The sequence below is a fragment of the Herpetosiphon sp. NSE202 genome (genome assembly GCF_042688385.1).
Taxonomy (GTDB): domain Bacteria; phylum Chloroflexota; class Chloroflexia; order Chloroflexales; family Herpetosiphonaceae; genus Herpetosiphon.
This window is the reverse complement of the sequence record NZ_JBHUPY010000006.1, coordinates 343,953-368,801: the sequence shown is the minus strand read 5'-3', so window position 1 is coordinate 368,801 and position 24,849 is coordinate 343,953. Positions and strand designations below refer to the sequence as shown.

The following is a 24,849-nucleotide window of genomic DNA, read 5'->3' as shown; positions in this document are numbered from 1 at the left end:
GGCATTGCGCGAATAATCCTTCTTTAATCGCCCGTTTGCTGCGTTGTCATCTGTTTCACCGTGTTTGACACATTCCGCATGCTCATTACAGAGCAAGCGGCGTATCGTGCCCAATTCAGAACATTCGATGAAGCGTTAATCGCACATATAGAAAAAAAAGACCCCCACGATACTATCGCGGTTGTTTTTTGGTTAAAAGAACCGTTAACAACGTCCATCCTATCTGTTTCACTTGATATCAATCGTCTGTTGGGCAGTAGCTATCATTTTACAATTAATCACAATCCTCCGCTGCTTTCGGTACAGATGAGTAAACAGCATCTATTAAGGCTTCAATGGTACGATGCTCTTGATCGCATTTATGTTGATACTCGGTTTAAGATCGCTGAGCCTGTCGTTGCTTCTTCTCATTATGCTGCTACACCAACCGTATTAAGTGCACTTCACACACAGTATATCTATCCATTGCACGATCAAAACTATCAGGGACAGAATCAGATTATCGGGATTGTGGAAACAAAAAAAGTGCGATCGATTTCGTCGCTTAATGTTCTGGCATATCAAGCTTCCTGTGCAACAGAACCATTTGGGGATCATGCAACCTTTGTAGCAAATATTGCGGCAGGAAATTCTGTCCTTGGTGGAGTTGCGCCCCAAGCATCGCTTCTTTCCGCATGCAGTATTGCGGCAGGACATCTTCAAACATCCCTTGATTGGATCTTTGATCAAGGAGCCCACGTTGCCAATATTAGCCTTTCCGATGAGGGATCGAATCAACTTACACTATCCGATCGACTTGTCGATTATGTCGCTCGTACTCGCAATAAATTAGTCGTTGTTAGCGCTGGCAATAACGCAGGGTACGTTGGTTCCCCGAGCAAAGCATACAATGTTCTATCCGTCGGGGCATTCCTCGATACAAACACGGTTCCTTGGCGTGATGACCGAATGTGGTGGGATACAGCAACACGGGGATCTGCCTTTCGAAATCCACAAAGTAGTGCCAATGACCGTGAAAAACCGGAGGTTGTTGCAGTAGGAAATATCACCACCCTTGTGGATGAGAATACGCCTGCATCCGACACTGGTACCAGCCTCTCAGCACCACAAGTAGCAGGACTCGCAACCCTCTTATTAAATATGAACGCGAATCTTTCACAGTGGCCAGAAGTAACAAAAGCGATCATTATGGCTGCTTCCGCCCATAATATTGAGGGTGATGCCTTTATCCCTTCCATCCATGAAACAGACTATCGCGATGGGGCAGGAGCACTTATTGGAACCTTGGCCCGTGATATGGCCCTGAACCAAGGAACCCAAGGAAATTGGTTCCCTTGTACCTACTCATGCTGGTGGGGGATTTCTGCGAGTAATACCGAACTTCCTGTGGGTGCGACCACAGGGGGACGTATCTGGGCCGATCCTGGCCAGCGTGTTCGAATCGTTGTTAGTTGGTGGGCCAATGCGACACCAGCCTTTCATTATGGATTAGAAACCGATTTTGACCTCGTTATTCGCGGACCAAACGATAGTATTGTCGCGCTTTCAAAGAGTACTGATAATAACTATGAGATGGTTGACTTTCTTGCACCACAGCAAGGACTCTACCGCATCGAAGTAAAGAAATTTGCCGCCAATGAAACCGGGAATAAACTCGGGATTGCTGCGCTTGTCTACGATCAAACTCCATTTCTTCCCTATAAAATCTTCCTTCCCTATAGTCGTAAATAGGAGTCTTCTATGACGCGATCACTACTTCTCTTGCTTTGTGCAAGCATCATGTTGGTTGGATGTGGCGCATCTCAGCCAGCAGAAACACTGATTCCTATCACGACGGTTATCGACTTTAGTGGCTGGGAGGGAGAATTTACTGGGCAGTATCGGCAACCAACGCCGATGTGTCTTTTAGAGCCATCAGAGCAAGCCGATAACCTTCTAACAGCAATGGTTAACCCGACGGTTCGCAACCAAATTCAACAATCGCAACAACCCCAAACAGTCATGATTGCATGTTTTCTCGGTCTTCGACAAGCTGGTGGCGCATCACTGTCGATTCAATCAATCACCATCAAGGACGCGATGCTTCAAATTTATGTGGCAGTTTCACTTCCACAGCCAAATGAGTTTGCAGAAAGTGGGACACACTCTCCCGTTTCAGTGGTTCGGATTGATCAAAGCACTATTCCACGAAACATCCCATTAACCCTACGGCTTATCAATACAGCAACAAAGCAAGAACTCGCGAAAAACAGCGTCATTTACCCCTAACGCTGTTCGTAAAGGATACTTGGTTGCCCTCCATAGCGTCTTGTGAGGCAATCAAGTATCTTTTTTGCGATCAGTAGAATTTTTATTAATATTTTTTAATGCTAGCGTATATTTTTCCCGAAATCGTACACTGATACCTGTGAGAGCGCAACTGGGCACGTACAACGTCTGAGCCTCCCCTTGCTCAATCACTGGGATGCTCCGTGCAAGCGGCGCACGAATTTCTTTGGGTATGTGGTAACTTCACGCATAATTCATCTGGCACTCATGGTGTACCACGTTCGTTATGCCACTGCGGGTTCGGGATTATCCGTATCGACCAATCCATGACGGATGGCCTCGCGAGCTCGTTCCGATAATCGTTGATATGTCGCCCGAATCTGGTCTAACTCGTCCTCTTCCAACTCTTCCAAATCAAGAAGCGCATTATGAGCACCCTGCGTTGCACGGATCAATTCATCAAGTTTGATTTGAATGGCTTCTGAATCGCGCGTCTGTGTATTTTGAATCAGAAAGACCATAAGAAAGGTAATAATCGTTGTGCTCGTATTAATGACCAACTGCCATGTATCGCTCCAGCCAAACAGTGGTCCACTAATCATCCACAGGAAGATCACCCCGACCGCAAGACCAAACGTCTGTGGTCGCCCCGTGATATGGGCAGTCCACTTGGAGATTTGGGTAAACCGTGACCTCGGTTTGACGCTGTACATACTATGTCCTTTGTATGGTACCGATGGCAGGGATGGGGGGAAGACCGGCATCTCACACCAACCGTCCTCAAAAAACCATAGGCACGTTACGGGCTCTTCGGCACAAAGACCTCAACTCCCCGAACCACGATTGCTGGACCTCCTTGCCTTGTCCACCCCTAAGTCGTCAAGCTGGAAGCGAAGAAACCCAACCCGAGCACCGAGGCGCTTCACCTACAACGCCTCAAAAGTGCGGCGAACGCATAGATTCGAAAAAATTATACCCATTCACCATTCCACGCACGGTCTAGAGAGCTGTCCCAAAGATCGCTCCAACGCCAGCTGTTAATGCCATCGCAAGCGCACCCCAAAAAGCCACCCGCATGGCACCCACGATGATGGGCGAACCACCGGTATAGGCAGCCAAGATCCCCAGCAGCGTGAGGAATATGAGTGAGGTTCCCGTCACCAAAACAACGAGATAGGAATTAGCCGCAAGCACAGCGGTCATCAGCGGGAGTATCGCGCCAACGGCAAAGGCAGCCGCCGACGCAAGCGCTGCTTGGATGGGACGGGCACGCATGGTTTCGGAGATCCCAAGTTCATCGCGGGCGTGGGCCGCGATGGCATCCTTCAGCATCAATTGCTCGGCGACTTGCTCAGCGAGGGATGCGTCAAGGCCACGGCGACCATAGATGGCTGCCAGTTCCGCACGTTCAGCGTAGGCATCCACGGCGAGTTCCATGCGCTCACGGTCAATATCCGCTCGTTCCGTATCTGCCTGGGAACTGACCGATACATATTCGCCTGCGGCCATGGACATTGCCCCTGCAACCAAGCCAGCAATGCCCGCCACAACCACCGACTGATGGGATGCGTTTGATGCAGCCATCCCAACCACCAGACTGGCAGTTGAGACAATCCCATCGTTTGCGCCTAAGACTGATGCACGCAGCCAGCCGATATGCTGGGTTCGATGCTGTTCTCGATGTGCGGTGGCCATGGTGACTCCTTTGAAATCTAGGGAGCGGGTAAACCCCATGTCTCTGATTCTCAGCGCAATACGCTCAGCGTGCATTCCGCTGCACCCGATCAGGAGCAGGTTGCACCAACCAGTCGATCAGGGTGTATGCCTATGCCCGATCGATCCGTGAATGAGCAGCGCCTTGCACGGCAAACACCGATCCGATCATGTGCAGACGCGATGAATGACTGTCAGCCTTCGCACGGTTACGCACTGACCGGCTGAATGCCAAAGCGTGCGGCGACCTCGGGGGTAATCAATCCTCGGAGCGCATAGCCAAGTCCGGTGATGATGAGGCCGAGGATGAAGAACCCGATGCCGAGGGCCATCGCACCGTAGGATGCGCCGAGCGCCATTGCCGACAAACTGAGTGAGGTCACGAGACTCGCCGCAGTGAGTTGAGTCGTGCGTGCTTGGTTTGCCACAGGCTGACCCATCGCATCCTTCAATGCCGCATCAACGGTATTTGTGCCAGATGGGTCGCCGCTGGCAACAGCAAAACGACCCATCTGGGCATAGGATAAGCCATTGGAGCTGTCAGCGGCATGATGCTGAATAAGTGCGGCCATGCTGAGCACCGTTGCGATCCCGGTTACTGGGGCATTCGGGATCGAGGCATCCGCGGGGGTTGTAATCTGTTGTGAACGGAGTTGCTCACCGACGAACCCATGGATAACGATGCCAGCGCCTGTGATGACCAATCCACCACAGGTAAAAAGAACGCCGATCACCATAACGAGCGTTGGAAAGAGTCGTATCGTTTTCATCCCGACCTCCTCGCTGCAATGCAGCGGTCATCGTGGTCTGATTGCTGTGGTACGTGTAGGCTCCCCGCAGGTCGAATTATGACTCCACCGTCGTTTGCGCCATGCTGATTGACTCCATGTGATGGATGGTCAAGAGCATTGTGCTCGTGATCTCAGCCCGCACGCTATGCGCAATGGAGGGATTCAGGACAAGGATCTGTCCCGGATCCAAGCGATGATCATTCCCTGCGATCTGGATGCTCAACCTGCCGTTAAGTACCTGAATACTGACGATTCCTTGGGCAACGTGATTGGGAAGTTCACCGCCCGCATCAAAGACAAATAAGACGAGCGTGACTGGCGCTTGCCGGAACAGAGTTATCTGACGATGCCCATGGATCGCGGGATGTACCTCATTCACGAGGTGATTGACAGCATGGGCAAGATGGAGAATCTGATTGTCGCCGATACCGCGTGCGACGGGATGGTCGCGGAGCCGAGGTGCTCCGTTGGGGACGGGAGTAGGGTCGATCATAGCAACTCCTTGGATGCACATACGTGCCAATAGGCAGAGAATCTGATAGCCCTCCGCATCGATTGCGATAGCCCACGCGCGACGGCAGTCTCCATAGTTTTGGTGACAGATACGCCGATCGGCGAGCGTTGAATCAAGCAGATATGATGATGGATGCGGGTGGATGACTCCCCAAGAGTACGGAGGGGAGTATGGAAGTCGTGTGTTGTTGGATAACAGCTGATCGATTGTCTCTTAAATCGTGACCACATCACATGCGTAATGGTTGATGGGTGATTAACCATCCCTACCGTTCTAAGGCTGGAATCATGATGGAAGCCATGGTTGTATGAGACAACATCGTTCTCAGCTCCTGCATGGAATCGGGCACACTTCGCCTTTCGGTAGGTACCCTATCCTGAACTGATGACCTTTGGATTTATGGTGGATTGCTTGTCGGAATGCTTCGTTCCAGCGGCACACCAATTAATGTTTCAACTTTGGCAACAAGGTCGGTAAAACTGGCCGGAAGTTCGAGCACATCGCAGCCAGCTGCTTGTAAAAAGGCTTGCTTACCTTGTATAAAAGCATGATCAACCGTCGTCACCAGAACGGGGATCTGCACCGTATTTGGATCAAAATGGAGTAATTTAAGTAATGGCCAGCCTGGAGCGGATGCTTGAAGGCCTACATCGAGAATAATTAAGCTCGGTTGGCTATCCCGCAACTGGTGATACGTCTGGTCAGTGGTCAGATAGGTTGTGGTACCATAGCCTGCTTCGATCAAAAGTTCCTGTAACAAATCCAATAACACGAAATCATTATTGACGACAGCAATTGTTTGGGGCACCATAGGATGCTCCTTTCTTGCGGCGCAGCACAGGCCGCAAGCGTCTGTTTGGTGTGATCGATGCGGAAATTCCGTAGCCGATCATGGTTGCCGCTTGCATTGGGCCAGCCCAACGCAAGCGGCATGGATTAGGCATACGACTCCGGTTGACTCTCGGCGGTGCGCGTAGCGGATGGGTCAACCAGCCGCAGGCGCATTGGTCGGAGGGTCGTGACCCGCAACGACGAATGACACGTCGCACAGATCACGATGCTGCCGCAATGCAAGACCCCCGAAAGTCCTTGTTTGGCACGACAGATGGGACAGGCAACCACGGTTATGCGAGCATAGGTGCTCATACCGTGCGTTTTGGTCCATCATCGATCCACGGATCACGGCGCTCACCGGTTTGTGGATTATAGTGTTGTGGCCCAGGCTCGACGGCGAGTGGCATGGTACTTGGTGGGGGCAGCGCAGCATCGATGGGAATCACTGGTCGTTGGACAGGAGCGGCCTGCCCACGCTGGCGGAGGTTCTGATAGTAGGTTTCGATCTGGCGTGGAAAGGCAAACAAGCCAACCATCAACATCCCACTAGCCAAGGCCGTCAATAGGAGCATCCATAAAGGCAGGGGTGGTGTTTGCCAATCGAAGAGGTGCAGCGAAATCGCCGTTGTGTTTTGGATGCCAATTGCTGCAAAGAGCACGATTAAGATTCCCGTAACGATGCCAAAAATGGCTTTCATGCGGAGGACTCCTTTGCCTATGGTCGCACTGTGCTGCATGCTAGGGAGCTGGATAGTGATCCAACCATTCCAACAACGCAGGAACAGGAATGCCACGGCAATAGTAGATCCATTCAGGAGCAGTTCCTGAATAGGTGGTAGGTGGTGCCATGCAGCAATAATGCTGGAGACACGCAACCCATAGATGTGGGTTATCACCATAGAAGAGAAGGGGAACTCGGTGTGATAGGATAACCAATGGTTATCGATGGGGGAGTGGCCGAGTTGAGGCGCACGATGCGCTTGAAGTGATACACAAGCGCATCTACGTATCACTATAGCACGCTTTCCATAATAAACAAGCTGCTGGTATCGTTTCGCCTCAACAAGCATGTCTGAACCCGCTGCCTTGATATCGATCCCTATCCCAAGGGGAGAGGAACTTTACAGAGCCAGTTATCGAGCGGCCTCTTTCGGATGGAGCCGCATGCTTCCGCTGTCATCGCCACCTGATGACGTATTCTTCCCACACTTTTCTTCCGTTGTTGGCGTGTTTCGCCCAATCTTTGGGTGGGGTTACGCCCTGCCAAGCTCGACGATGCTCACCAGATGCACTACCGAAATCCTTGCCCAACCAAGTACTAATTCTTAGATCGCAGCGAAGATCATCTGGTTGAGATCATACGCTGTGCTTGGATTGGCGAATGGGTTGTAGGCGTATCTTGGTTATGGAGGAACTTCCCTATGCGTATCATCCATCGTTCAGAACAAACCATTCAAATGGCGCATCATTATGAAACATGGGATATGCCGCTGCCGTTGCCACAAGCCACAGCAAAAAGTAAGGGAGCATCAGTGGCTATCACGATCCAGTCTGATGCTGATGTTGAGCCAGGTACGGTGGTCTTTAACTTTGATGACCCATCGATTGTGATTACCAATAGCACAATCACAAGCCTGCGCACTGCCACCCTTAAAACGAATACCCCCAAGCTTTCAGGAAAAAAGGTCTCTTTTGATGTTCTGACCCTTTTTCATCGACATTATGGTGAGGCGATGATTGATTAATCAGCCAGTTTAGACCCTGTTCGTGGCATAATTACCTCCACGAAGCGATTCCAATTAGTGTCTGTCGTTGTGTTTCTCATGCGATGGTGCTATACTAGAGAGGTGAAGTAGCGCATTTGTATTTCACCTCCCTCCTAACTCGGCCATATCCCCCACGCGATAACTATTTTGGTTATCCTATCATTCCGAGTGTTCACTCTTCCAATGCATATTCATGATTGTCGGCGTGTTGAAAACCAGCATTGTTGCTGGCGAAAACGCTTCCATACCATCATGGTTGCGTGCTCGCTGCAATGAGTGGGTCTCGCTCCCTGCAGGTGTCCCGCATGGTGATGCGCCTGCGCATCGGCATGGGCTTAGCAGAGACATCATCACGACCCGAGTCATCCACCAGGGATGGCTTGGCATTTATCGTTGTTGCATACACCGCGGTTGCTGGATGCACCTTCAATCAACCCGCTGGTTGCGCCGCGAGATAGGACATGTTGATGAAGCCGAATGAGACGCAGATCTTATTTATTGACCATGATGGGGAGGGTATAGCCCTCTTTGCATCGATCATCACGGCACTGCAAACCGTCCAGTATCGCCTGATTGCAGTTTCCGACCTCGACCATGGCCTGCGGATGCTGGCAACGCACCGGATCGATGTTATTCTCGTGCGACTGCCACTGACGGATACGGCCCGCATGATTATCCAAGTGCTGTCTGATCATGCAGCACCCTATCCGCTCATTTTCTCCGCCCCAAACGCCGATGATCACATCCAGATCCCGGCGTTGCACGTCGGCGCGCATGCCACACTGTTCGATGATGACCTGACGCCAGCCCTTTTTCAGCGGACACTTGACTATGCGTTTGCGCGCGTCGCACAAAGAGCAGCAGAAGATCATGTCCAAACGCTCACGAGCACGCTGGCAGTGGCGCTTGATACAACCCATCAGATTCACCATCATCTGACGATTGCGATCCATGAACTGCAAACGCCCATCAGTATTTTGCTGGGCTATATCGACTTATTGGAGCGACGCGTTGCGACCTGGGGTGGCATTCCCCTGCGTGAACGGCACATGATTAATACGATGCGGATGCAAGCCATTCACGTAGGACGACTGGTACCAACGTTGTTGGATAGTACGCTGATGACCCACGATCTGGGGCCGATTCAGCGTCGTTCGCTTGACCTCCGTGCGGTGCTGCGCACGGTCGTTGATGCCATGCACGGCATGCGCGCCGCGCATCTGTTGGTGTTGCGGGTTCCTGATGAAGCTATATGGATCGCGGGCGATTATGGGCGCTTAGTCCAAATTTTTCAGAATCTCGTGCTCAATGCCCTGCACTATAGCGGGATGCAGAGTGCCATTACCATCACCCTCGCTGCTGATGGGCAGATCACCATTCAGGATTCTGGGGTCGGTATTGCTGCCGATGACCTCGAGCAGATTTTTCGGCCATTTTTTGACACTGCTGATCCCCATGGAGCGGCACGGAGTGGTCAAGGACTTGGCTTGGCCATTGTGCAAGAACTCATCCAACAACACGAGGGCAGCATCACGATTGCCAGTGCGGTTGACCATGGAACAACCATCACTATCCAGTTTCCCGGGAGTGTTCGGCCACCCCGCCTACCGGAACATCTTTCAGCACTGCTGGTGAACGCTCCCAGCAGTGCTGGTCTTCACGGGAGCACACGATGAAAAAACGTTCTGTTCTGCTCTGGCTGAGCCTGATTGGTGGCCTGATGCTGCTCGGCAATACGAGCCCACAACCACAGGTGACGATTGGTGGTCTGACCCTTCCCGTGTGGCAGATGCTCATGGCGATCGTGCTCATCATGCTCAGTGGAGTCGCGCTGCGGTTCATTGCTTGGCAATATCATGAGTATCGCACGCTCTACAACCACCCACCCACCCATTGGAATCAATGGCCAGACGATCCCCTACCATCGAAACCGACCATGCGCTAACCCAATGGCTGTTTTAGAAGGGAGTTTGTTATGGTGGCCATTTCGCCCACTACGCTCATCGAAACCGTTTTACTGGCCATGCCATGTCCTGATACGTTGGGTGCGTGTACGATGCAAACGGTGTTTGACCGTGAGCAACAGCAGTATATGGTGGTGGTTGCGGGGTGGCACGGGCAGCATCGGATTCATCAGTGTCTGGTGCATATCGCCTATCACGATGAGCGGGTTTGGATTCATTGTGATCACACGATCCATGGAATTCCTGAACGTCTCATCGCTGCGGGGATTCCTGCCACCCGTATTTTGCAGGTTTTTCCGCTGGCTGACGCACGCATGCCCTAGCCGCGCATGGCGTGTCCGATTCATTGAAGAAAGGGGTTATCGATGGAAAGTCATTGGTTTACACCCGATCAGCAACACTATTTTCAGGTGGGGATTGCGGCCTATCCCCATCCCGTTCCGGTGACGAATGCCCTGCGCTGTCTGTTGTTTGGGTTTAGTCAGCAGGATCATCCGCTGGAGATCCATCCCCTGACCTTTGCTGAGCCGAATCATTTTGGAACCTTCACGCAGCGCTGGATGAGTCCGCAGATGCAGGGAAATGCCATCGCAGGCTGGACAGGCTTTATGGCCTTACGCTATCTCTTGGGCTACTTTAGCCAGTGGGTGCTGCTCCCACCGGCTATTCGCTATCAGGCGTGGCATCCGACCGCCCGCACGGTTACGCCACCGGTTCAGGTGATTGCCGCCATTCGAGCTTGGGATGTGGGCTGGGAACAGCAGCTTGATCCCCTGTTGCCACACATTGAAACATTGCGTCACCCACCATATGCTGCTCTTGCAGGGTGATTGCTTCCCGTTAGTAGAGGAGGTGTGGCATGCCGACACCACAGTATCCATCAATTCGCTCAATTTTACTCATTGGCAATTATGCTCCGCGCCAGTGTGGGATTGCAACCTATACCACCGATTTGCGCATGGCCTTGCTTGAAGCGTATCCGCAGAGCAGGATCGACGTGATGGCTATGAATGATACGCCTCTAGGCTATGCCTATCCCGATTCAGTGGTCTTTACGATTGATCAGGATAACCCAGATAGTTATTCCCAAGCTGCCGATTTTATCCGTTTGAGTTCGTATGACCTTGTGTGTATTCAGCACGAATATGGGATTTTTGGTGAGGCATCAGGGCGGAATCTGCTCGTGCTTATTCGTGCTATCACGATTCCGATCGTAACCACCTTCCACACGGTGTTACGCGAACCAACCGCCGATCAACAGACGATTTTGTGGGAGCTTGCGCAACGATCACAACGGATTATCGTGATGAGTTCGCATGCGGTCGATTTGATGCAGACAATCTATGGGATTCCATTGGCGCACATTGATTGTATTCCCCATGGCATTCCGGATCTGCCATTTCGTGATGGCGATGAGGATAAACAACACGCCAATTTGACGGGCAAGCAGGTTCTGCTGACCTTCGGCTTACTCTCACCAAATAAAGGGATTGAAGATGTTTTACATGCATTGCCGTCCCTGATCCAACAGCATCCGCAGGTGCTGTATGTGATTGTTGGAGCAACCCATCCAACCGTTCGTCAAACCGTTGGCGAGGCCTATCGCGAGATGCTGCAAGCTTTAGTCGAACAGCTTGGGATTCAAGCCCATGTGCGGTTTCACGATCACTTTGTGAGTCCGAGCGCTTTAGCAATCTATATGGGTGCGGCTGATATTTATATTACGCCCTATCATAGCCAAGAACAAAGCGTCTCGGGTACTTTAGCCTATGCAATTGGGGCTGGGAAGGCGATTGTCTCGACACCCTACTGGTATGCAACCGAACTCTTGGCCCATGGTGGTGGCATGCTGGTTCCGTTTCATGATCCAGCGCTGCTCGCTCAACAGATTAACACGCTTTTAGCCGAACCCCAGCTGCGGCAAACCATTCGCGAACGCGCCTATCAACGTGGGCGCACGATGCTCTGGTCGATTGTTGCCACGCACTATATGCGCAGTTTTATCCAGGCACAGACGCACCCCCGCCATCCTGTGCTGGTGCTGGCGAATCAACCCATCATGCACGGTTCGCCGATCATCCCGCCGTTATGTCTTAATCATCTGATCGCTATGACCGACGATATGGGCTTGATCCAACATGCGATCGTGACGCTTCCAAATCATCACGAAGGCTATGCGACTGATGATAATGCGCGGGCCTTGATTGCCATGATGCTCCTCGATCCTATCCAAGAACCACAGGCCCAGCGTTTGGCAATGCGCTATTTAGCGTTTCTCTGGTATGCCTTTAATCCAGCGACGCAACGCTTTCGCAACTTTATGGGGGCAAATCGGCAGTGGGGAGAGGCGACCGGCTCGGAAGATGCCCATGCGCGCAGTATCTGGGCACTTGGCACGGTGCTTGCGCAGAGCCATGATCCAGGTTTATGCGGCGTTGCACAACGGCTCCTCCGTTTCGCACTTCCGGCGGTGGCGCAGCTGACCCACCCACGGCCATGGGCTTTCGCATTGCTGGGATTCGCCGCCTATCGTCAACGCTTTTCTGGTGATCGCACGGTGATGGCGTGCCAAGCGCACCTCGCTGAACAATTATTAGCCCGTTTTCAAGCGGCGCATCAGCCCGATTGGGAATGGTTTGATGATCATCTGACCTATGATAATGCGGTGCTGCCACATGCATTAATCGTCAGTGGTCAAACCCTTCAGCGCCCCGATATGGTTGCGGCTGGATTAACGGCCTTGACTTGGCTCTGTGCGATTCAGCGGCCGGAGGCTGACCATTTCAAGCCCATTGGCTCGAATGGGTTTTTCCAACGTGGGCACGCTCGAGCGCACTATGATCAACAGCCAATTGAGGCGCAGGCAACCGTGTTGGCAGCATGTGCCGCCTTTGAAAGCACCGGCGATGCAGGCTGGTACGATGAAGCCCAGCATGCCTTGTCTTGGTTTCTCGGCCACAATGATGCAGGCGTAGCCCTCTATGATCCACGCACTGGTGGGTGTGCTGATGGCCTGGAAATTGATCGGATTAATCAAAATCAGGGTGCTGAATCAACCCTGGCCTTTTTAATCAGTCGCTTGACGATGCAAACGCTGACACCACCAATCCGTCTTGGAACGGCAGCGAGCAAAGGAGCCAGCGTCGTTCCCGCAACGCAGATTGGGGTGAATGTGATTCCACCACGCGAGCTTCGTTTATCAAGACCAGTGTAGTGTCTCATGGCGAGACAGTTTGGAATCCATGATGATCCAGCAAAATCGACTCGATCTGTTCGCACGGCATCCAGCTAATCCGATTTTACAAGCCAGGGATTGGCCATACCCGATTAATAGCGTGTTTAACCCAGGCGCAACCATCCTTGCCGATGGAACAACCTTGTTATTATGCAGGGTTGAAGATCGGCGTGGGCATTCGCATTTCTGTGCGGCGCGCTCGGCCAATGGGCTTGATCAGTGGCAGATTGATGCCCATCCAACCTTTGCGCCAGATCCGCAGCAGTATCCTGAAGAACAGTGGGGCATTGAAGATCCGCGCATTACCTACATCGAGGAATTAGCAGCCTATGGGGTGGTCTATACCTCGTATGCGGCTGGTGGCCCGGGCGTTTCTTTGGCAACAACGACCGATTTCAAGACCTTTACCCGCTATGGGGTAGTGATGCAGCCCGAAAATAAAGATGCGGCGCTCTTTCCCGTGCGGATTAATGGCTTATGGGCGATGATTCATCGCCCGATTGGCACGCATGGGGCGCATATTTGGATGTCGTTTTCACCCGATTTACGCCATTGGGGTCAACACCAGTGTATGCTTGAGGCGCGCAAAGGCGCATGGTGGGATGCCAACAAAATTGGGTTGTCGCCACCGCCCATCGCCACCGAAGAAGGCTGGTTGCTGATCTATCATGGCGTTCGAATGACGGCTGGTGGCTGTCTCTATCGCATTGGCGTAGCCCTGTTCGAAACCGACCATCCTGAGCGTTGTCTGCGGCGTGGCGAACCATGGGTCTTGAGTCCACACACGGAGTATGAACGCCATGGTGATGTCCCCAATGTGATTTTCCCGTGTGGTGTGACGGTATTGCCGGATGGCGATACGCTGCATATCTATTATGGGGCTGCCGATAGCTGTATTGCCCTTGCGATTGGGAGTATTCGCCAGATTCTCGATTGGTTGACAATCTATGGCCTCCCATCAGAGACACCATCATACCGTTGATACCACCAGCCGCGATACGCGTGGGGCTGGACAACCGAGGGGTTCGTCCAGTTATCGTTGATCGTCCTCGGGGGCTCAGCAATCGTTATCGGAATAGGTCTGCCCATGATCGTGGCGGCGACCTACGGCACGGAACCCCTAATTGGTCAGCGGAAAAAAAGGATGCAGGAGCGCGAATAAGACACGCCCATGTCTATGCTGCGTATCGGCGATCGTCACGCATACCGATCCTCATGGAGCCGTCGCACCATGTGTTCAATCGCTCGTGCATCACGCCCCAGACAGCACTCACCCACAAACGAACGGTAACCAACCCATGGCGGTGTCATCCCCACAGATTTGATAGAATACAGTGGTCAAATGATCCCTCGAGCGTTTGTTCTGGAGGTAGCAAAGTAACAAGCCAACCAGAAGTTCGTTATAGTTAATATTCTTTAATGCTCTTGCGGCTGGATGTAAGAAACGTGGGTTTAGGCATTGTTCGAACGAGCGTTGACGGTGTGGGGAGGGGTATTGGTGGCGGATCATCCGCATACAAAGCACACACGAGAGATTCTTGCTCAAAAGTGACTATAAAGGTAGCGGAAACATCGTAAGTATGAGTATAGAGATGGCGAAAAAGAAAGAAGGTAAAAAAGCGTTAATACTAGGGGGCTGATTTGTATAATAAATCAGCCCCCTACTCCCCTTATCACCCTGTTTACGCCTTATTTATACACTCATTTCATGGCACCCACAATCACTTTTAAATTTGCTCGAATAAGCCAAGTATGTGGATGCTGTATGCCTAATACCTGTTCATAGATAGCCGCGCCCGTTCATACAACCCCTGCCCCTCAACATACCGCTCTTGCTGGAGGCTATTGAGAATGCGATCTAAATCCCAGATTGCCTGCCGAGTGCTGTTACAGCGTGCAACGGCGTGGATAGGAGCAGAGTTTGTGCACGATAATGTCCTGGCTAGTGGTCTTCAGCACCAACGACGCAAAGATCCGAAACAGATTGTCCCACTCGGCCATAATCAACTCGGTGTTGATCTTGCGGATGGGGGGCGAGGAGCACGTCACCATACTGGCGCGGATGCTGAAACCCATAGAGGTTGGTCGCCATCGTGCGCGGGAGATTTTTATAGCGTGGGGCGAAAGCATACCCAAAAAGGGACAACAAGGCGGAATTAACGTGCAACTAGCAACAGTGGTTATTTATCCGATTGGCTAGGGTTGTTGGGCAAGTGTCACCACAACGGTTCCCTGCTCATCCAGCAAATTCAGGTTTGTGTCGGTTTGTTGATAGCTGCGAACTTGCTCAAATGCACGCAGCATGGCAATTTCTTGGGTTTGAACATCGTTGTCGGCACAGGCCATTAATGTCGAAACAAGTGGCCCAATTTGGATATTTGAGCCATCAATGCTGATTGGCCCACCATAGGAATTACAGCCACTATTCCCTGATACGGTGCTGGCCGATTCAATGGTGAATGGCAAGACATTTTGCCCAACCAAGGGTTGGCCATTAATTGTTAAGACGTTCCAGCGCGAGCCAATTAAATTTGACTGGTTCGCTTCAGGATTGATTGTCGGCGCGGTGGTTGGTTGAGTTGTTGGGCTAGTTGTGGTTCCACAGCCAATGATCAGGATGCTGGCAAATAGTATAGATAGTATGTGACGCATACGAGTGTCTCCTACATATGATAAATCTGTTCTGTTTATACCTAACACAACGTCAACTTGGGTAAGAATGTTCCCCTACTTGACGCTTCTTTGGCTGATGTGATAGTTTTCACAGAAACTACTTCATAGCAAGGAGCATCACATGATCATTCGTTTTGTGTTGACTGGCTTCGCTATCCTCGTTGCTTGGACGGTGCTCGACATGCTTCTGCATCGACTCTTTCTACGCCCGCTGTATGACGAAAATCCGACCCTCTGGCGACCATTCGATCAACTCAATACGCCATTAATTTCCGCAGTAACCTTCATCTTAATTAGCATCTTTATCACAACCTATTGGCTGCTGATTAATCCAAAATCGCTGACAACTGGGCTTGGCTTTGGGGCATTGCTTGGATTGGCACTCGGCATTGGCTCTGGCGGCGGGACATATATTCATCTGCCAATTCCCCGAAAATTGGCGCTTGGTTGGCTCGCTGGTGGCTGGATCAAAGGTATTGCTGCTGGCACAATCTTGGGCGCAATGCTGCACTAAATCAACCAAAAACCACTTAACGCATTTGCAGCAACGCTATTGACATACATAGCGTTGCCGCTGCTTCAAATAATTATCAATAACAGATTCAACGAGCGCTCTAGGCTTGGTATTGAGCTTGCTTTATGCCTCTCACAGCACTTCACAACAAGGGAGTTTTTGTGATCAACCAGCGCTTAGCCACCATGTTAACCACCGATCATGCCGAATTTTGTAGCCTGCTTACCGCTGGCATTGCTACCGCCGAGGGCACAATTTATGCGGCAATGACTGCAAACGATTGCTCGCGCTTGGCAGGGTTAATCGCCGAGAATGTTATTGCTCACTTCGCGGGAACCCAACCGATTGAAATTTTTGCCGAGCGTATGACCAAACTTCGCGTGCATGACCCAGACTATACGCCGGAATCAATTGCGGTGATTATCCAGATTATCGCAACCGCGCTGACCGGCATGCTCAATAACAGCTATCCACTTGCTGATCCCGAGTATCCTACGCTTCAGGCCGCCGTTCATGATCTTGTATTGCGCGATAGCACCGCATGTTTTGTCGTCTATGCGACTGAGCGTGAGCAAGCCCTGCGTTCAAGTCTGGCCGACCACGAGCGATTGGTTGCCCTGTTACGCGAACGCTCGATGCCAATTATGCCGGTCTACGATGGGATTCTCGTCGTTCCAGTAATTGGCCAGATGGATACGATTCGTGCTCAAGAATTAACCGAAGATCTGTTGACCGCGATTGTGGATTGGCAAGCAGAACAGGTCATTATTGATCTCACAGGTGTGCCTGAAATCGACCCAACCAGCGTCAACCAAATTGTGCAAATGACCAAAGCAGTTACCCTCCTAGGAGCCGCTGTGCTTTTGGTAGGGATTGATGGCACAATGGCGCAAACGCTTACCCAATTAGGCGTTCAGCTGGCGCATGTGCATATCAGTGCCCATCTTCAGGATGGTATTGCGGCAGCATTGGCGCAGTATGGCTTTGCAATTCAGCCAATCACAACTGCCTATCAGGGCTTTTAGCAGCCATTGGTATATATCGTGCTTGAAGATCAGCAGCATTATGCATCACTAGCATATGATGAAAGACAAGGAGTATGTTTATGCAGATTACAACCCGTGATGGGGTTCAGCTGTATGCCAAACGTTGGGGTTCAGGCCGGCCAGTCATCTTGATTCATGGCTGGCCCCTGACTGCTGATACTTGGGATGATGTGGCCTTGCCGATTGCGGCAGCGGGATTTGAGGTGATTGCCTACGATCGACGAGGCTTTGGCCGCTCTGAGCAACCATGGACAGGCTATGACTACGATACCTTTGCCGATGATCTCGCCGATGTGCTTGCTGCGACCAATGCTACCCAAGCAACGCTGGTTGGGTTTTCAATGGGTGGCGGCGAAGTGGCACGCTATTTTCAGCGCCACAAGGGTGCCCATGTCGCTCAAGCGGCCCTGATTGGCTCGGTTGTGCCGTATCTTTTGCGTACCGACGATAATCCCGACGGCGTTGCAGCAAGCGTGTTTGAAACCATGCAAGCCCAAATCACCAAAGATCGGGCAGCCTTTTATGCCACCTTCTTCAAAGATTTTTATGGTGTTGGCGTGATTAGTCGGCCTGTCAGCCCTGAAGTGATTGCCTGGTCCCAACAATTGGCCATGCAAGCTGGGCTTAAAGCCACTCTCGACTGCATTACGGCGTTTTCGCAAACCGATTTTCGGCCAGATCTGGCGGCAATCAGCGTGCCGACCTTGGTTATTCATGGAACTGGCGATGCGATTGTGCCAATTGAGCCAACCGCCCGCGTGGTTGCCGCAGCCCTGCCCAACGCCCAAGTTCATGAGTACGACGATGCGCCGCATGGCCTTTTAGCCAGCCACAAAACCCAAGTCGCCAGCGACTTGCTTGCTTTTTTACAAACCCACAAGTAAGTGCCAATATTCGTTATGTTGAGTAAAAAGTAGCGCCAGCAACTATTCGATTGCTGGCGCTACTTGCTGTTCTAGTGCTATTTAAAACCAACCATTACCATGCAACTGGCAAGCTTTGCAAGCCACGCACAACGGCGGTTGAGCGCCACCGCAATTGCTCAGCGGGCATTGCCAAACGCAAATTTGGCCGCAAATCAAACAGCAATTGCAGCCCGATTTGGGCTTCCATACGGGCCAATGGTGCACCTAAACAATAGTGAATGCCTAGCCCAAAGCCAACATGACGATTCTTTTCACGTGTTATGTCTAGTTCATCAGGATTAGAAAATTGCTGCTCATCACGATTGGCCGAGGCCAATGCAACCAACAGCAGATCGCCCTTGGCAATTTTGGTGTCGGCAACGATTACATCTTCAGCAGCATAGCGCTCGGTGGCGGTTTCAACCGGAGCCGTAAACCGCACTAACTCCTCAACTGCCGATTTGATCAGCTCTGGCGAACGGCGCAATAAGGCCAATTGCTCTGGGTTTTGCAACAAAGCCAACGTGCCTGATGAAAGCAAATTGACGGTTGTTTCATGGCCAGCCAGCATCAACAAAAAGACCATCGCCACTAATTCGTCCTCGCTGAACCGATCGCCATCAGCTTCGGCCTGCACCAAGGCGGTCAGCAAATCGGCTTGGGGTTCGTTGCGGCGTTTGGCAAATAACAGTTTAAGATATTTCATCTGCGCCATAATCGCCGGAATTGCCAACAACACATTGCCAATCGTTGGCGTGCTCAAAACATATTTTGACCAGCGATGAAATTTTTGGCGATCTTCGCTTGGAATGCCCAATAATTCCACAATAACCGTGAGCGGCAATGGCAAGGCGAAGTCGGCAATCAAATCGCCTCGGCCACGCTGCTGGGTGCTAATTAATAAGGCTTCGGCAATCTGGTGAATACGCGGGCGCATTTCCTCGACTCGTTGGGGAGTGAAAGCTTTATGCACTAACGCGCGCAAGCGGCCATGGTCAGGGCTATCTTGATCGAGCATATTCGATTCAAGCGCTTCAAAGAGTTTGGGCATCCAAGGCCGTTTACGTTGCTGCTCCAACGATTGGGCGTTTTTATAGTTTTTGACAAAGAGCCGATCATTTTTCAGAATCTCAACCACATCAGCGTAGCGGGTCACAATCCAGGTTTGCATCGAGCCAAGTCTGGCTTTGGCCACTGGCTGATCGCGGCGCAAACGGGCATAGACTTCAAAGGGATCAGCCTTAAACTGGCGATCAGTTAAGTTGATGATTGCAGGAATTGACGTTTGTTCTTGCGCTAAATGCTGCATCCAAATTCTCCTTGAACAACCAAAAGCATCTCCGCTTCATAGTAGTTGATTGGGGAGCGTTTGTATAGGATTATCGGCCTGCCACCATCACTCGGTACTGCTGCGATATTCTTCCTGAGTTTCGCTAATCAAGCGGCTAATGTCGGAAGCATAGCTTACGCCTAAGCTTTCTCCGTTTTTAAACATTCCGTTTATTTTCAGGGCAGTCGATGTAATAATCGCATTGTCGCGCAAGGCCAGATTGTCCGCCGTCAACGGACTGTTTAGACCTGCACTCAAGACGATTGCTTGCACGTCAACCCCAACAATCATGGTTTCACGGCCATAACGCGTTCGTAGCCACTCCAGATCAATCAGATTGAGTGCTTCTGCATCAAGATAGAGGATGCTCAAGGGATAGGTTGGTAGCGGATCGCTCGTTGATTGCACCGTTACGCCTGCCTTCGTAAATGCATCGCCCCACACTGCAATACTTGCCGCTGAACCGAGATACACCGCGTGCCGAGGTTCCGCCGCCTCAAATCCGGTAAATGCAAACCAAACCATCCCAACCAGCACAATCAAGCCAAATCCAATAACTAGCCAGCGGCGCATGATGTTGCCTCAATTCAAAATTCTATAGCGTGGCCATAATCCTATGCTTGGTCCTAAGTGGAACGGATCTCGGTTCCGGCCAAGGCTTGGCTGTTGTTATCACTGCTTGGGTTTGCTCCGCTCTTCCAAGCTTGCATGGTCGACGTTTGGATAGCCCAAATAACCATCAAGCTCCCGACTGGTGTGTGGTAAGCCAAATTGCTCTAAAAGACTAAGCGGATTTGTATACACAACTCCAACTTTTTCATATGCAACATCGGCGATAATTGCCACAATCTGTCGCTGCAAAGGTGTTGGAATATGCTCAGGATCAACATCAAAGCTGCCAAATGCCGCCAGTAACGCAGCATTCCAATACGAATCGTTGTGTTTATGGCTAAGCAGCGCCTCAATAAAATAGGGAATATAGGCTTCACGGCTAGCAGGATCGCCACATGCCAAACAGCAGGCCAAATCGAACCAAAAGCCATTGGTTAATGCCAATGCTTCGTAATGTTCGATCAGTGCAGGGTCGTGATGTTCGATCACATGCCCAATATAGGCAAACAGCTGGTCGGGGATAGGCGCAGGGACGCTATGAAAGATATACCTAATTGTAGCAACGAGCTTGAGCAAATCATCGGTTGCGGTATCCAACAAGCGTTGAGCAGTGGTAAGGATGTGTTCGCTTTCCCACCGACTGAGCAAGATTAAACAATCAGCTCGATAATCCACATTAGCGTGGTTGAGCACACTATCAATAATGGAGGCTTGATCGGCATCAGTCGGCTTAATCTCGGCTACGATGTTCAAAGCTTGCCGCCAAATTTGTTTATCTGGATCATGGAATAACTCCATGAAAAATGCCAGCTGCGCTTGAAATGCTTGTTTGATTTGGGCAACAACCAGCAACTCTTGTTCGAGTTGCTCGTTAAATGCCGCATCATTCATTCCCACAAGCTGCATGAAACTCTGGTGTGCATCACACCAGCTATGACCTTGGGCAATATCGGTGAGTAAACGCAGAATACTAACCCGCTGCGGGTAGGACTGATCGGCAACCAATTCGATCAAAAAAGGGATCGCTGCCAGACTCGCCGGATAGACACTCCCTTGGTGGACGAGAGAATTTTCTAATTTATCAAGCGCTTCAATCCGAAGCTCCTCAGCGGGAGCAATTAATGCGCGCAAAAGGCTTGGGGTGTCGCTTGCTTCACCATACGCATGGCGCAACCCAGCCCAATCAATCCTATCTAAACCCTCAAACTGTACCATTAAGTTCTCCCCTAACAGAACGATCAATACGCCTATTATAAAGTAATCAATCCAATTGCCCAAACGGTTTGAGCCAAACCGCGCACGCTATTTCAGGGCTTACCAAGCCTATTCTTCAGCTAAACGCAACGCTTTGGCTGCAAGCTGCTGCATAATTGCGCGTAGCTCTGCTGGCTGCCGAATGATGATTGGAAAATCGAACTTGAGCAGCAATAATGCGGTGGGCCATAAATCAGCAACCTCACGCCGCCAAATAATGCCTGCTGAAGTTGCTTCGAAGCTGCCAGCAGCGGGCGGCAGCATCTGCTGCACGTGGCTCATACTGGCTTCAAGCACAATCTCAATCGCATATTGCCCAGGCATCGTGGCAAAGGCGTTGTGCACATATTGGATAGGATCAAAACCCTCAGGCTGATCGAATATTTGCTCCGTTGCTTGTAGCTCGCTGATCCGATCGAGCCGAAAGGTGCGCAGATCGCGGCGTGTATGGCAAAAACCCACCGCATACCAAAACCCCTGATAATACACAATTCCATATGGGTCAAACAGTCTGGTTGATTCAGCTCCGTTGAGTGGCATATAGCGCATGCTGAGCGACTGACATTTATGCACCGCCAAGCTCAAGCGCGCAACAACGCTCGGCTGCAATGCGGTTGGTGAAGCCACAACATTAAAACTCAGCGCTGCTTGCAAGGCTCGCACTTGCTCTAAGAGCGCTTCTGGCATAACCCGCTCAAGCTTGGCGAGCGCACCTTCGATTGCTACCAACTCGACTGGAAAGTGAAAGGCCTGAAGCACGAGTAAGCCCAGCACCAACGCACTTGCCTCTTGATTGTTGATCATCAGCGGCGGCAGTTTCACCCCGCGACCGAGATAGTAAGCCCCATCTGGGCCACGCTCGGCCTCGATTGGAATCCCCATATCCTGCAACATCACAATATAGCGCCGAATTGAGCGCGGGCTAATTTCGAGCCGCTTAGCCAATTGCGAACCGCTCAGCTGGCGATGCGATTGCAATAATTCGAGGATCGTTAATAAACGGGTCGTTGGGCTATACATACAACTATCTTTCGCTAATTAGGACTGATTCTGACCTAATCATACTCTATACTCATTGGTAGATAGCAGTTGTTGTGCTGTCGCTGCTCATTTCAGCAATCATCAAGCAAGGAGCCATTCGATGTCGATCACCGCAATTACCCATTTGAACTTTCATGGCAACGCTCGCCAAGCGCTCGAATTTTATCACGCCGTATTTGGCGGCACGCTGATAGTGCGAACCTACGGCGATTTTGGCGCACCCCAAGCAACGCCACTTGCCAATCAGGTTGTGTGGGGCCAAGTTGTTGCCGATAGCGGCTTTCAACTCATGGCCTACGATGTGCCAACACCAGCAGCGGCTCCAGCAGCGCAACCAACAACTTACCGCGAACATGGCATGACGATCACTCAAGCCCCATTTTTTATTGCCTTGCGCGGCGAGCAGCCCAACGAATTGTTGGAACTGTGGGAGCGACTGGCAGTTGAGGCAACAATCATCGAGCCAATCGCCCAATCGCCATGGGCGCAGCTCTTTGGGATGCTGACCGACCAGTTTGGGGTTACATGGAGCTTTGATGTCGCCTAAACGGTAATCATCAAAAGCCCCTAAATTAAAGGCTCCTCGTTATAGACGAGGGGCCTTTGGCATACCGCCTACAACAAACGACCGATATTCAATTCATTGCGCTCTGCTAAATTAGATTAATAATAAGATTGGCGAAGGAGAAAGTCTCATGGATACCCTCACACCCGACCACTATGCGCTGATTGAAATCTTGCAAGCGGCTCCTGATGAAGTATTACTAGCAATCCTGCAACGAGTTTTTGCAGACCGAACCTTAACCGGAACCGATGTTCCAATTGTCCAATCGCATTTTTTCCTAGGAAGCGCAACCCGGCTTTATGAGCAAATGCCCGATGGAACCCTTGCTTGGGAGCCATGGGAAATCCACGCGATTGCCTATCCTGATTTTGCCACGTATAACGAAACATATAACACACAGGTAGATCCAGCATGGGTTGGCCCTGATTATGGGTTTTGTCAATTCGCGATCTGCCGCACCTGTGGCACGCAACTCTACTGTAATCTCAAGCAGGGAATCTGTCCGATTTGCAATACCAGTGTCTATCTGACTTAACCATGCAGATTGCGCGCTGAAAATTATTCAAATCCTATTGGCTAAGCTGCTCAATCGTGCTCAGATAAATACCAAGATTACACAACTAAGCATTATTAGCACAAGAACAAGATTAAATAGAGCAATGCCTCGGAGCAATGCGTAATGGGCTGGAGTTGCCTGGCTGGGGTCGCGGAAAAAAGTCAGTTGAAAAAATAGCTTAGGATAGCGAAGTTGCAGTATTGCTACCACGCTAAAAACTAGAATTAGCAGCATATCCCGCATGAAAAAAGACTCCTATTCAGATCAAGATTGGGTATTTCAGGATTTTTTAATTATTCTATTGACAAAAATATGATCATGCTAGTAGTATGTTTTTGAGAGACTCCAGCCTTACATCCTCCACTTTCTCAAATCAATCGCTGCATGTTGATGAAGAGACGGTTTGATGTTATTTCAACTATTTAAATTTTTAGCATTAATTGGCCCAAATTTATACATAACCTATGGTTCTAGTTATGCCTTCAAGGTAATTTCGCCAGGAACATTGAAAGCTGCCTGCTGGAATACAAGTTCAAATTCTATAACCGCAAAATGTGATTATTTTGATGCCGAAACTCGATAAAAGGATGGGTTTATGCTACGTTCACGCAAACGCGAAAGCATTCAAATTACTACCATTTTTAGTCTTTCTATCGTTGTGATTGGAATTATAGGTGTCCTTGCGCTAATCCCAACAAATGGTAGTTCTGCAACTTCGGGTAAAGAGCTGCCACAGCCTCATATAGCTATTTTGCAACGCCCTATGACCAATCGCGATAAACTTCCTGAGGGGTTTCAGCAACTCCCAGTCAATGATCGGCTTCAAGATGTGTCGCGGGTACGGCTGGCGATCGCAGATGCTGAGCGCCACTATTATATAGCCCCAGCAATCAACGATGAGCTATGCCTATTATCTACATCTGGGTCGGGGGAGCAACTTATGGCTTCCGGAACATGTGAGAAATCAGCTCGACTGGTCACTTCGGGCATCTATCTTGGTGAAACCGATGCTTCTGGGTTGGTCAAGGTAGCAATGATTGTACCTGACGGGGTTACAGCTATCCGTACCGATCAAGGGAATATATACGATGTCAAGAATAATGTTGCCCTGATTCCAGCGAGTAGTCCAAAGACGCTGCAATTTGTCGGTGGCGCATTCGATGGCGTTATGTTCAAAACCAATTTCGGCGGCGTGCCAATCGAATCAAAATGAGCACTTAACCAAAAACGCACTGCTCACTTAATCACCTGAGCAGTGCGTTGCTTGA

General features: G+C 50.7%; 28 protein-coding genes. 15 read left to right on the top strand and 13 right to left on the bottom strand.

Going from position 1 to position 24,849, the window contains the following annotated elements:
- Positions 1 to 78: 78 nt before the first annotated feature.
- Positions 79 to 1,731, top strand: coding sequence for a S8 family serine peptidase (locus tag ACFMKP_RS09515; protein WP_382291267.1), 1,653 nt, complete (start codon positions 79 to 81; stop codon positions 1,729 to 1,731).
- 9 nt (positions 1,732 to 1,740) lie between these two features.
- Positions 1,741 to 2,268: a protease complex subunit PrcB family protein gene (locus ACFMKP_RS09510; protein WP_382291265.1), complete on the top strand. Its 528-nt coding sequence runs from the start codon at positions 1,741 to 1,743 to the stop codon at positions 2,266 to 2,268.
- A gap of 284 nt (positions 2,269 to 2,552) precedes the next feature.
- On the opposite strand, the gene ACFMKP_RS09505 is transcribed toward ACFMKP_RS09510, so the two are convergent.
- From ACFMKP_RS09505 to ACFMKP_RS09475, 7 genes are all read right to left on the bottom strand, one after another.
- Positions 2,553 to 2,981, bottom strand: coding sequence for a low affinity iron permease family protein (locus tag ACFMKP_RS09505; RefSeq protein WP_054534585.1), 429 nt, complete (start codon positions 2,979 to 2,981; stop codon positions 2,553 to 2,555).
- A gap of 286 nt (positions 2,982 to 3,267) precedes the next feature.
- Positions 3,268 to 3,963, bottom strand: a complete 696-nt coding sequence (locus tag ACFMKP_RS09500) for a VIT family protein (protein ID WP_054534584.1) — start codon at positions 3,961 to 3,963, stop codon at positions 3,268 to 3,270.
- Positions 3,964 to 4,190: 227 nt separating this feature from the next.
- On the bottom strand, positions 4,191 to 4,751 hold the full coding sequence (locus ACFMKP_RS09495; RefSeq protein ID WP_054534583.1) for a hypothetical protein: 561 nt from the start codon (positions 4,749 to 4,751) through the stop codon (positions 4,191 to 4,193).
- A 76-nt stretch (positions 4,752 to 4,827) separates the two neighbouring features.
- Positions 4,828 to 5,265, bottom strand: coding sequence for a cupin domain-containing protein (locus ACFMKP_RS09490; protein WP_382291262.1), 438 nt, complete (start codon positions 5,263 to 5,265; stop codon positions 4,828 to 4,830).
- Between the two features lie 418 nt (positions 5,266 to 5,683).
- The gene (locus ACFMKP_RS09485) at positions 5,684 to 6,097 is read right to left on the bottom strand and encodes a response regulator (protein ID WP_382291260.1); all 414 of its coding nucleotides are present in this window, start codon (positions 6,095 to 6,097) and stop codon (positions 5,684 to 5,686) included.
- Between the two features lie 125 nt (positions 6,098 to 6,222).
- On the bottom strand, positions 6,223 to 6,432 hold the full coding sequence (locus ACFMKP_RS09480) for a hypothetical protein (protein WP_382291258.1): 210 nt from the start codon (positions 6,430 to 6,432) through the stop codon (positions 6,223 to 6,225).
- On the bottom strand, positions 6,429 to 6,818 hold the full coding sequence (locus ACFMKP_RS09475) for a lipopolysaccharide assembly protein LapA domain-containing protein (RefSeq protein ID WP_382291256.1): 390 nt from the start codon (positions 6,816 to 6,818) through the stop codon (positions 6,429 to 6,431). The genes ACFMKP_RS09480 and ACFMKP_RS09475 overlap by 4 nt, the downstream gene beginning before the upstream one ends.
- A gap of 723 nt (positions 6,819 to 7,541) precedes the next feature.
- Here ACFMKP_RS09475 and ACFMKP_RS09470 point away from each other — a divergent pair.
- From ACFMKP_RS09470 to ACFMKP_RS09440, 7 genes are all read left to right on the top strand, one after another.
- The gene (locus ACFMKP_RS09470) at positions 7,542 to 7,865 is read left to right on the top strand and encodes a hypothetical protein (protein WP_382291254.1); all 324 of its coding nucleotides are present in this window, start codon (positions 7,542 to 7,544) and stop codon (positions 7,863 to 7,865) included.
- A 488-nt stretch (positions 7,866 to 8,353) separates the two neighbouring features.
- Positions 8,354 to 9,562, top strand: coding sequence for a sensor histidine kinase (locus ACFMKP_RS09465; RefSeq protein ID WP_382291252.1), 1,209 nt, complete (start codon positions 8,354 to 8,356; stop codon positions 9,560 to 9,562).
- On the top strand, positions 9,559 to 9,831 hold the full coding sequence (locus tag ACFMKP_RS09460; RefSeq protein WP_382291250.1) for a hypothetical protein: 273 nt from the start codon (positions 9,559 to 9,561) through the stop codon (positions 9,829 to 9,831). Before ACFMKP_RS09465 ends, ACFMKP_RS09460 begins: the two co-directional genes overlap by 4 nt.
- A gap of 30 nt (positions 9,832 to 9,861) precedes the next feature.
- Positions 9,862 to 10,173, top strand: coding sequence for an element excision factor XisI family protein (locus ACFMKP_RS09455; RefSeq protein WP_382291248.1), 312 nt, complete (start codon positions 9,862 to 9,864; stop codon positions 10,171 to 10,173).
- 42 nt (positions 10,174 to 10,215) lie between these two features.
- Positions 10,216 to 10,680, top strand: a complete 465-nt coding sequence (locus tag ACFMKP_RS09450; protein ID WP_382291246.1) for a hypothetical protein — start codon at positions 10,216 to 10,218, stop codon at positions 10,678 to 10,680.
- 29 nt (positions 10,681 to 10,709) lie between these two features.
- Complete coding sequence (locus ACFMKP_RS09445) at positions 10,710 to 13,064, top strand: glycosyltransferase family 4 protein (RefSeq protein WP_382291244.1); 2,355 nt, start codon at positions 10,710 to 10,712, stop codon at positions 13,062 to 13,064.
- 28 nt (positions 13,065 to 13,092) lie between these two features.
- The gene (locus ACFMKP_RS09440) at positions 13,093 to 14,067 is read left to right on the top strand and encodes a glycosidase (RefSeq protein WP_382291242.1); all 975 of its coding nucleotides are present in this window, start codon (positions 13,093 to 13,095) and stop codon (positions 14,065 to 14,067) included.
- 905 nt (positions 14,068 to 14,972) lie between these two features.
- On the opposite strand, the gene ACFMKP_RS09435 is transcribed toward ACFMKP_RS09440, so the two are convergent.
- The gene (locus tag ACFMKP_RS09435; RefSeq protein ID WP_382291275.1) at positions 14,973 to 15,137 is read right to left on the bottom strand and encodes a Tn3 family transposase; all 165 of its coding nucleotides are present in this window, start codon (positions 15,135 to 15,137) and stop codon (positions 14,973 to 14,975) included.
- Between the two features lie 144 nt (positions 15,138 to 15,281).
- On the bottom strand, positions 15,282 to 15,737 hold the full coding sequence (locus tag ACFMKP_RS09430) for an META domain-containing protein (protein WP_382291240.1): 456 nt from the start codon (positions 15,735 to 15,737) through the stop codon (positions 15,282 to 15,284).
- Positions 15,738 to 15,879: 142 nt separating this feature from the next.
- Between ACFMKP_RS09430 and ACFMKP_RS09425 the strand changes: the two genes are divergently transcribed.
- The 3 genes from ACFMKP_RS09425 to ACFMKP_RS09415 all read left to right on the top strand — a co-directional run bounded on the left by ACFMKP_RS09425 (position 15,880) and on the right by ACFMKP_RS09415 (position 18,202).
- Positions 15,880 to 16,272, top strand: a complete 393-nt coding sequence (locus ACFMKP_RS09425) for a hypothetical protein (protein WP_382291238.1) — start codon at positions 15,880 to 15,882, stop codon at positions 16,270 to 16,272.
- 161 nt (positions 16,273 to 16,433) lie between these two features.
- Positions 16,434 to 17,297 carry an STAS domain-containing protein gene (locus ACFMKP_RS09420; RefSeq protein WP_382291236.1) on the top strand — a complete coding sequence of 288 codons (864 nt, stop codon included), beginning with the start codon at positions 16,434 to 16,436 and terminating at the stop codon, positions 17,295 to 17,297.
- A gap of 80 nt (positions 17,298 to 17,377) precedes the next feature.
- Positions 17,378 to 18,202 (top strand): alpha/beta fold hydrolase, encoded by an 825-nt coding sequence (locus tag ACFMKP_RS09415; protein ID WP_382291234.1) that lies wholly within the window; start codon positions 17,378 to 17,380, stop codon positions 18,200 to 18,202.
- 94 nt (positions 18,203 to 18,296) lie between these two features.
- Here ACFMKP_RS09415 and ACFMKP_RS09410 read toward each other — a convergent pair whose 3' ends face one another.
- The 4 genes from ACFMKP_RS09410 to ACFMKP_RS09395 form a co-directional block, all read right to left on the bottom strand.
- Positions 18,297 to 19,532, bottom strand: a complete 1,236-nt coding sequence (locus ACFMKP_RS09410) for a cytochrome P450 (protein WP_382291232.1) — start codon at positions 19,530 to 19,532, stop codon at positions 18,297 to 18,299.
- 87 nt (positions 19,533 to 19,619) lie between these two features.
- Complete coding sequence (locus ACFMKP_RS09405) at positions 19,620 to 20,126, bottom strand: hypothetical protein (RefSeq protein WP_382291230.1); 507 nt, start codon at positions 20,124 to 20,126, stop codon at positions 19,620 to 19,622.
- Positions 20,127 to 20,225: 99 nt separating this feature from the next.
- Complete coding sequence (locus ACFMKP_RS09400) at positions 20,226 to 21,380, bottom strand: hypothetical protein (protein ID WP_382291228.1); 1,155 nt, start codon at positions 21,378 to 21,380, stop codon at positions 20,226 to 20,228.
- Positions 21,381 to 21,488: 108 nt separating this feature from the next.
- A complete protein-coding gene (locus tag ACFMKP_RS09395) occupies positions 21,489 to 22,439 on the bottom strand; it encodes a helix-turn-helix transcriptional regulator (protein ID WP_382291226.1) in 951 nt (316 codons plus the stop codon).
- A gap of 121 nt (positions 22,440 to 22,560) precedes the next feature.
- Between ACFMKP_RS09395 and ACFMKP_RS09390 the strand changes: the two genes are divergently transcribed.
- From ACFMKP_RS09390 to ACFMKP_RS09380, 3 genes are all read left to right on the top strand, one after another.
- Positions 22,561 to 23,007, top strand: a complete 447-nt coding sequence (locus ACFMKP_RS09390) for a VOC family protein (RefSeq protein WP_382291224.1) — start codon at positions 22,561 to 22,563, stop codon at positions 23,005 to 23,007.
- Positions 23,008 to 23,155: 148 nt separating this feature from the next.
- Positions 23,156 to 23,560: a hypothetical protein gene (locus tag ACFMKP_RS09385; RefSeq protein WP_382291222.1), complete on the top strand. Its 405-nt coding sequence runs from the start codon at positions 23,156 to 23,158 to the stop codon at positions 23,558 to 23,560.
- Positions 23,561 to 24,176: 616 nt separating this feature from the next.
- Positions 24,177 to 24,794 (top strand): hypothetical protein, encoded by a 618-nt coding sequence (locus tag ACFMKP_RS09380; protein ID WP_382291220.1) that lies wholly within the window; start codon positions 24,177 to 24,179, stop codon positions 24,792 to 24,794.
- Positions 24,795 to 24,849: the final 55 nt, after the last annotated feature.

Coding starts and splice junctions, on each gene's coding strand:
- ACFMKP_RS09450 (WP_382291246.1), top strand. CDS start 10,216: ATGGAAAGTCATTGGTTTACACCCGATCAGCAACACTATTTTCAGGTG.
- ACFMKP_RS09505 (WP_054534585.1), bottom strand. CDS start 2,981: ATGTACAGCGTCAAACCGAGGTCACGGTTTACCCAAATCTCCAAGTGG.
- ACFMKP_RS09435 (WP_382291275.1), bottom strand. CDS start 15,137: ATGGTGACGTGCTCCTCGCCCCCCATCCGCAAGATCAACACCGAGTTG.
- ACFMKP_RS09460 (WP_382291250.1), top strand. CDS start 9,559: ATGAAAAAACGTTCTGTTCTGCTCTGGCTGAGCCTGATTGGTGGCCTG.
- ACFMKP_RS09465 (WP_382291252.1), top strand. CDS start 8,354: ATGAAGCCGAATGAGACGCAGATCTTATTTATTGACCATGATGGGGAG.
- ACFMKP_RS09385 (WP_382291222.1), top strand. CDS start 23,156: ATGGATACCCTCACACCCGACCACTATGCGCTGATTGAAATCTTGCAA.
- ACFMKP_RS09410 (WP_382291232.1), bottom strand. CDS start 19,532: ATGCAGCATTTAGCGCAAGAACAAACGTCAATTCCTGCAATCATCAAC.
- ACFMKP_RS09455 (WP_382291248.1), top strand. CDS start 9,862: ATGGTGGCCATTTCGCCCACTACGCTCATCGAAACCGTTTTACTGGCC.
- ACFMKP_RS09500 (WP_054534584.1), bottom strand. CDS start 3,963: ATGGCCACCGCACATCGAGAACAGCATCGAACCCAGCATATCGGCTGG.
- ACFMKP_RS09440 (WP_382291242.1), top strand. CDS start 13,093: ATGATGATCCAGCAAAATCGACTCGATCTGTTCGCACGGCATCCAGCT.
- ACFMKP_RS09490 (WP_382291262.1), bottom strand. CDS start 5,265: ATGATCGACCCTACTCCCGTCCCCAACGGAGCACCTCGGCTCCGCGAC.
- ACFMKP_RS09390 (WP_382291224.1), top strand. CDS start 22,561: ATGTCGATCACCGCAATTACCCATTTGAACTTTCATGGCAACGCTCGC.
- ACFMKP_RS09480 (WP_382291258.1), bottom strand. CDS start 6,432: ATGAGCACCTATGCTCGCATAACCGTGGTTGCCTGTCCCATCTGTCGT.
- ACFMKP_RS09395 (WP_382291226.1), bottom strand. CDS start 22,439: ATGTATAGCCCAACGACCCGTTTATTAACGATCCTCGAATTATTGCAA.
- ACFMKP_RS09430 (WP_382291240.1), bottom strand. CDS start 15,737: ATGCGTCACATACTATCTATACTATTTGCCAGCATCCTGATCATTGGC.
- ACFMKP_RS09380 (WP_382291220.1), top strand. CDS start 24,177: ATGCTACGTTCACGCAAACGCGAAAGCATTCAAATTACTACCATTTTT.
- ACFMKP_RS09510 (WP_382291265.1), top strand. CDS start 1,741: ATGACGCGATCACTACTTCTCTTGCTTTGTGCAAGCATCATGTTGGTT.
- ACFMKP_RS09425 (WP_382291238.1), top strand. CDS start 15,880: ATGATCATTCGTTTTGTGTTGACTGGCTTCGCTATCCTCGTTGCTTGG.
- ACFMKP_RS09405 (WP_382291230.1), bottom strand. CDS start 20,126: ATGCGCCGCTGGCTAGTTATTGGATTTGGCTTGATTGTGCTGGTTGGG.
- ACFMKP_RS09415 (WP_382291234.1), top strand. CDS start 17,378: ATGCAGATTACAACCCGTGATGGGGTTCAGCTGTATGCCAAACGTTGG.
- ACFMKP_RS09445 (WP_382291244.1), top strand. CDS start 10,710: ATGCCGACACCACAGTATCCATCAATTCGCTCAATTTTACTCATTGGC.
- ACFMKP_RS09485 (WP_382291260.1), bottom strand. CDS start 6,097: ATGGTGCCCCAAACAATTGCTGTCGTCAATAATGATTTCGTGTTATTG.
- ACFMKP_RS09400 (WP_382291228.1), bottom strand. CDS start 21,380: ATGGTACAGTTTGAGGGTTTAGATAGGATTGATTGGGCTGGGTTGCGC.
- ACFMKP_RS09475 (WP_382291256.1), bottom strand. CDS start 6,818: ATGAAAGCCATTTTTGGCATCGTTACGGGAATCTTAATCGTGCTCTTT.
- ACFMKP_RS09495 (WP_054534583.1), bottom strand. CDS start 4,751: ATGAAAACGATACGACTCTTTCCAACGCTCGTTATGGTGATCGGCGTT.
- ACFMKP_RS09470 (WP_382291254.1), top strand. CDS start 7,542: ATGCGTATCATCCATCGTTCAGAACAAACCATTCAAATGGCGCATCAT.
- ACFMKP_RS09515 (WP_382291267.1), top strand. CDS start 79: ATGCTCATTACAGAGCAAGCGGCGTATCGTGCCCAATTCAGAACATTC.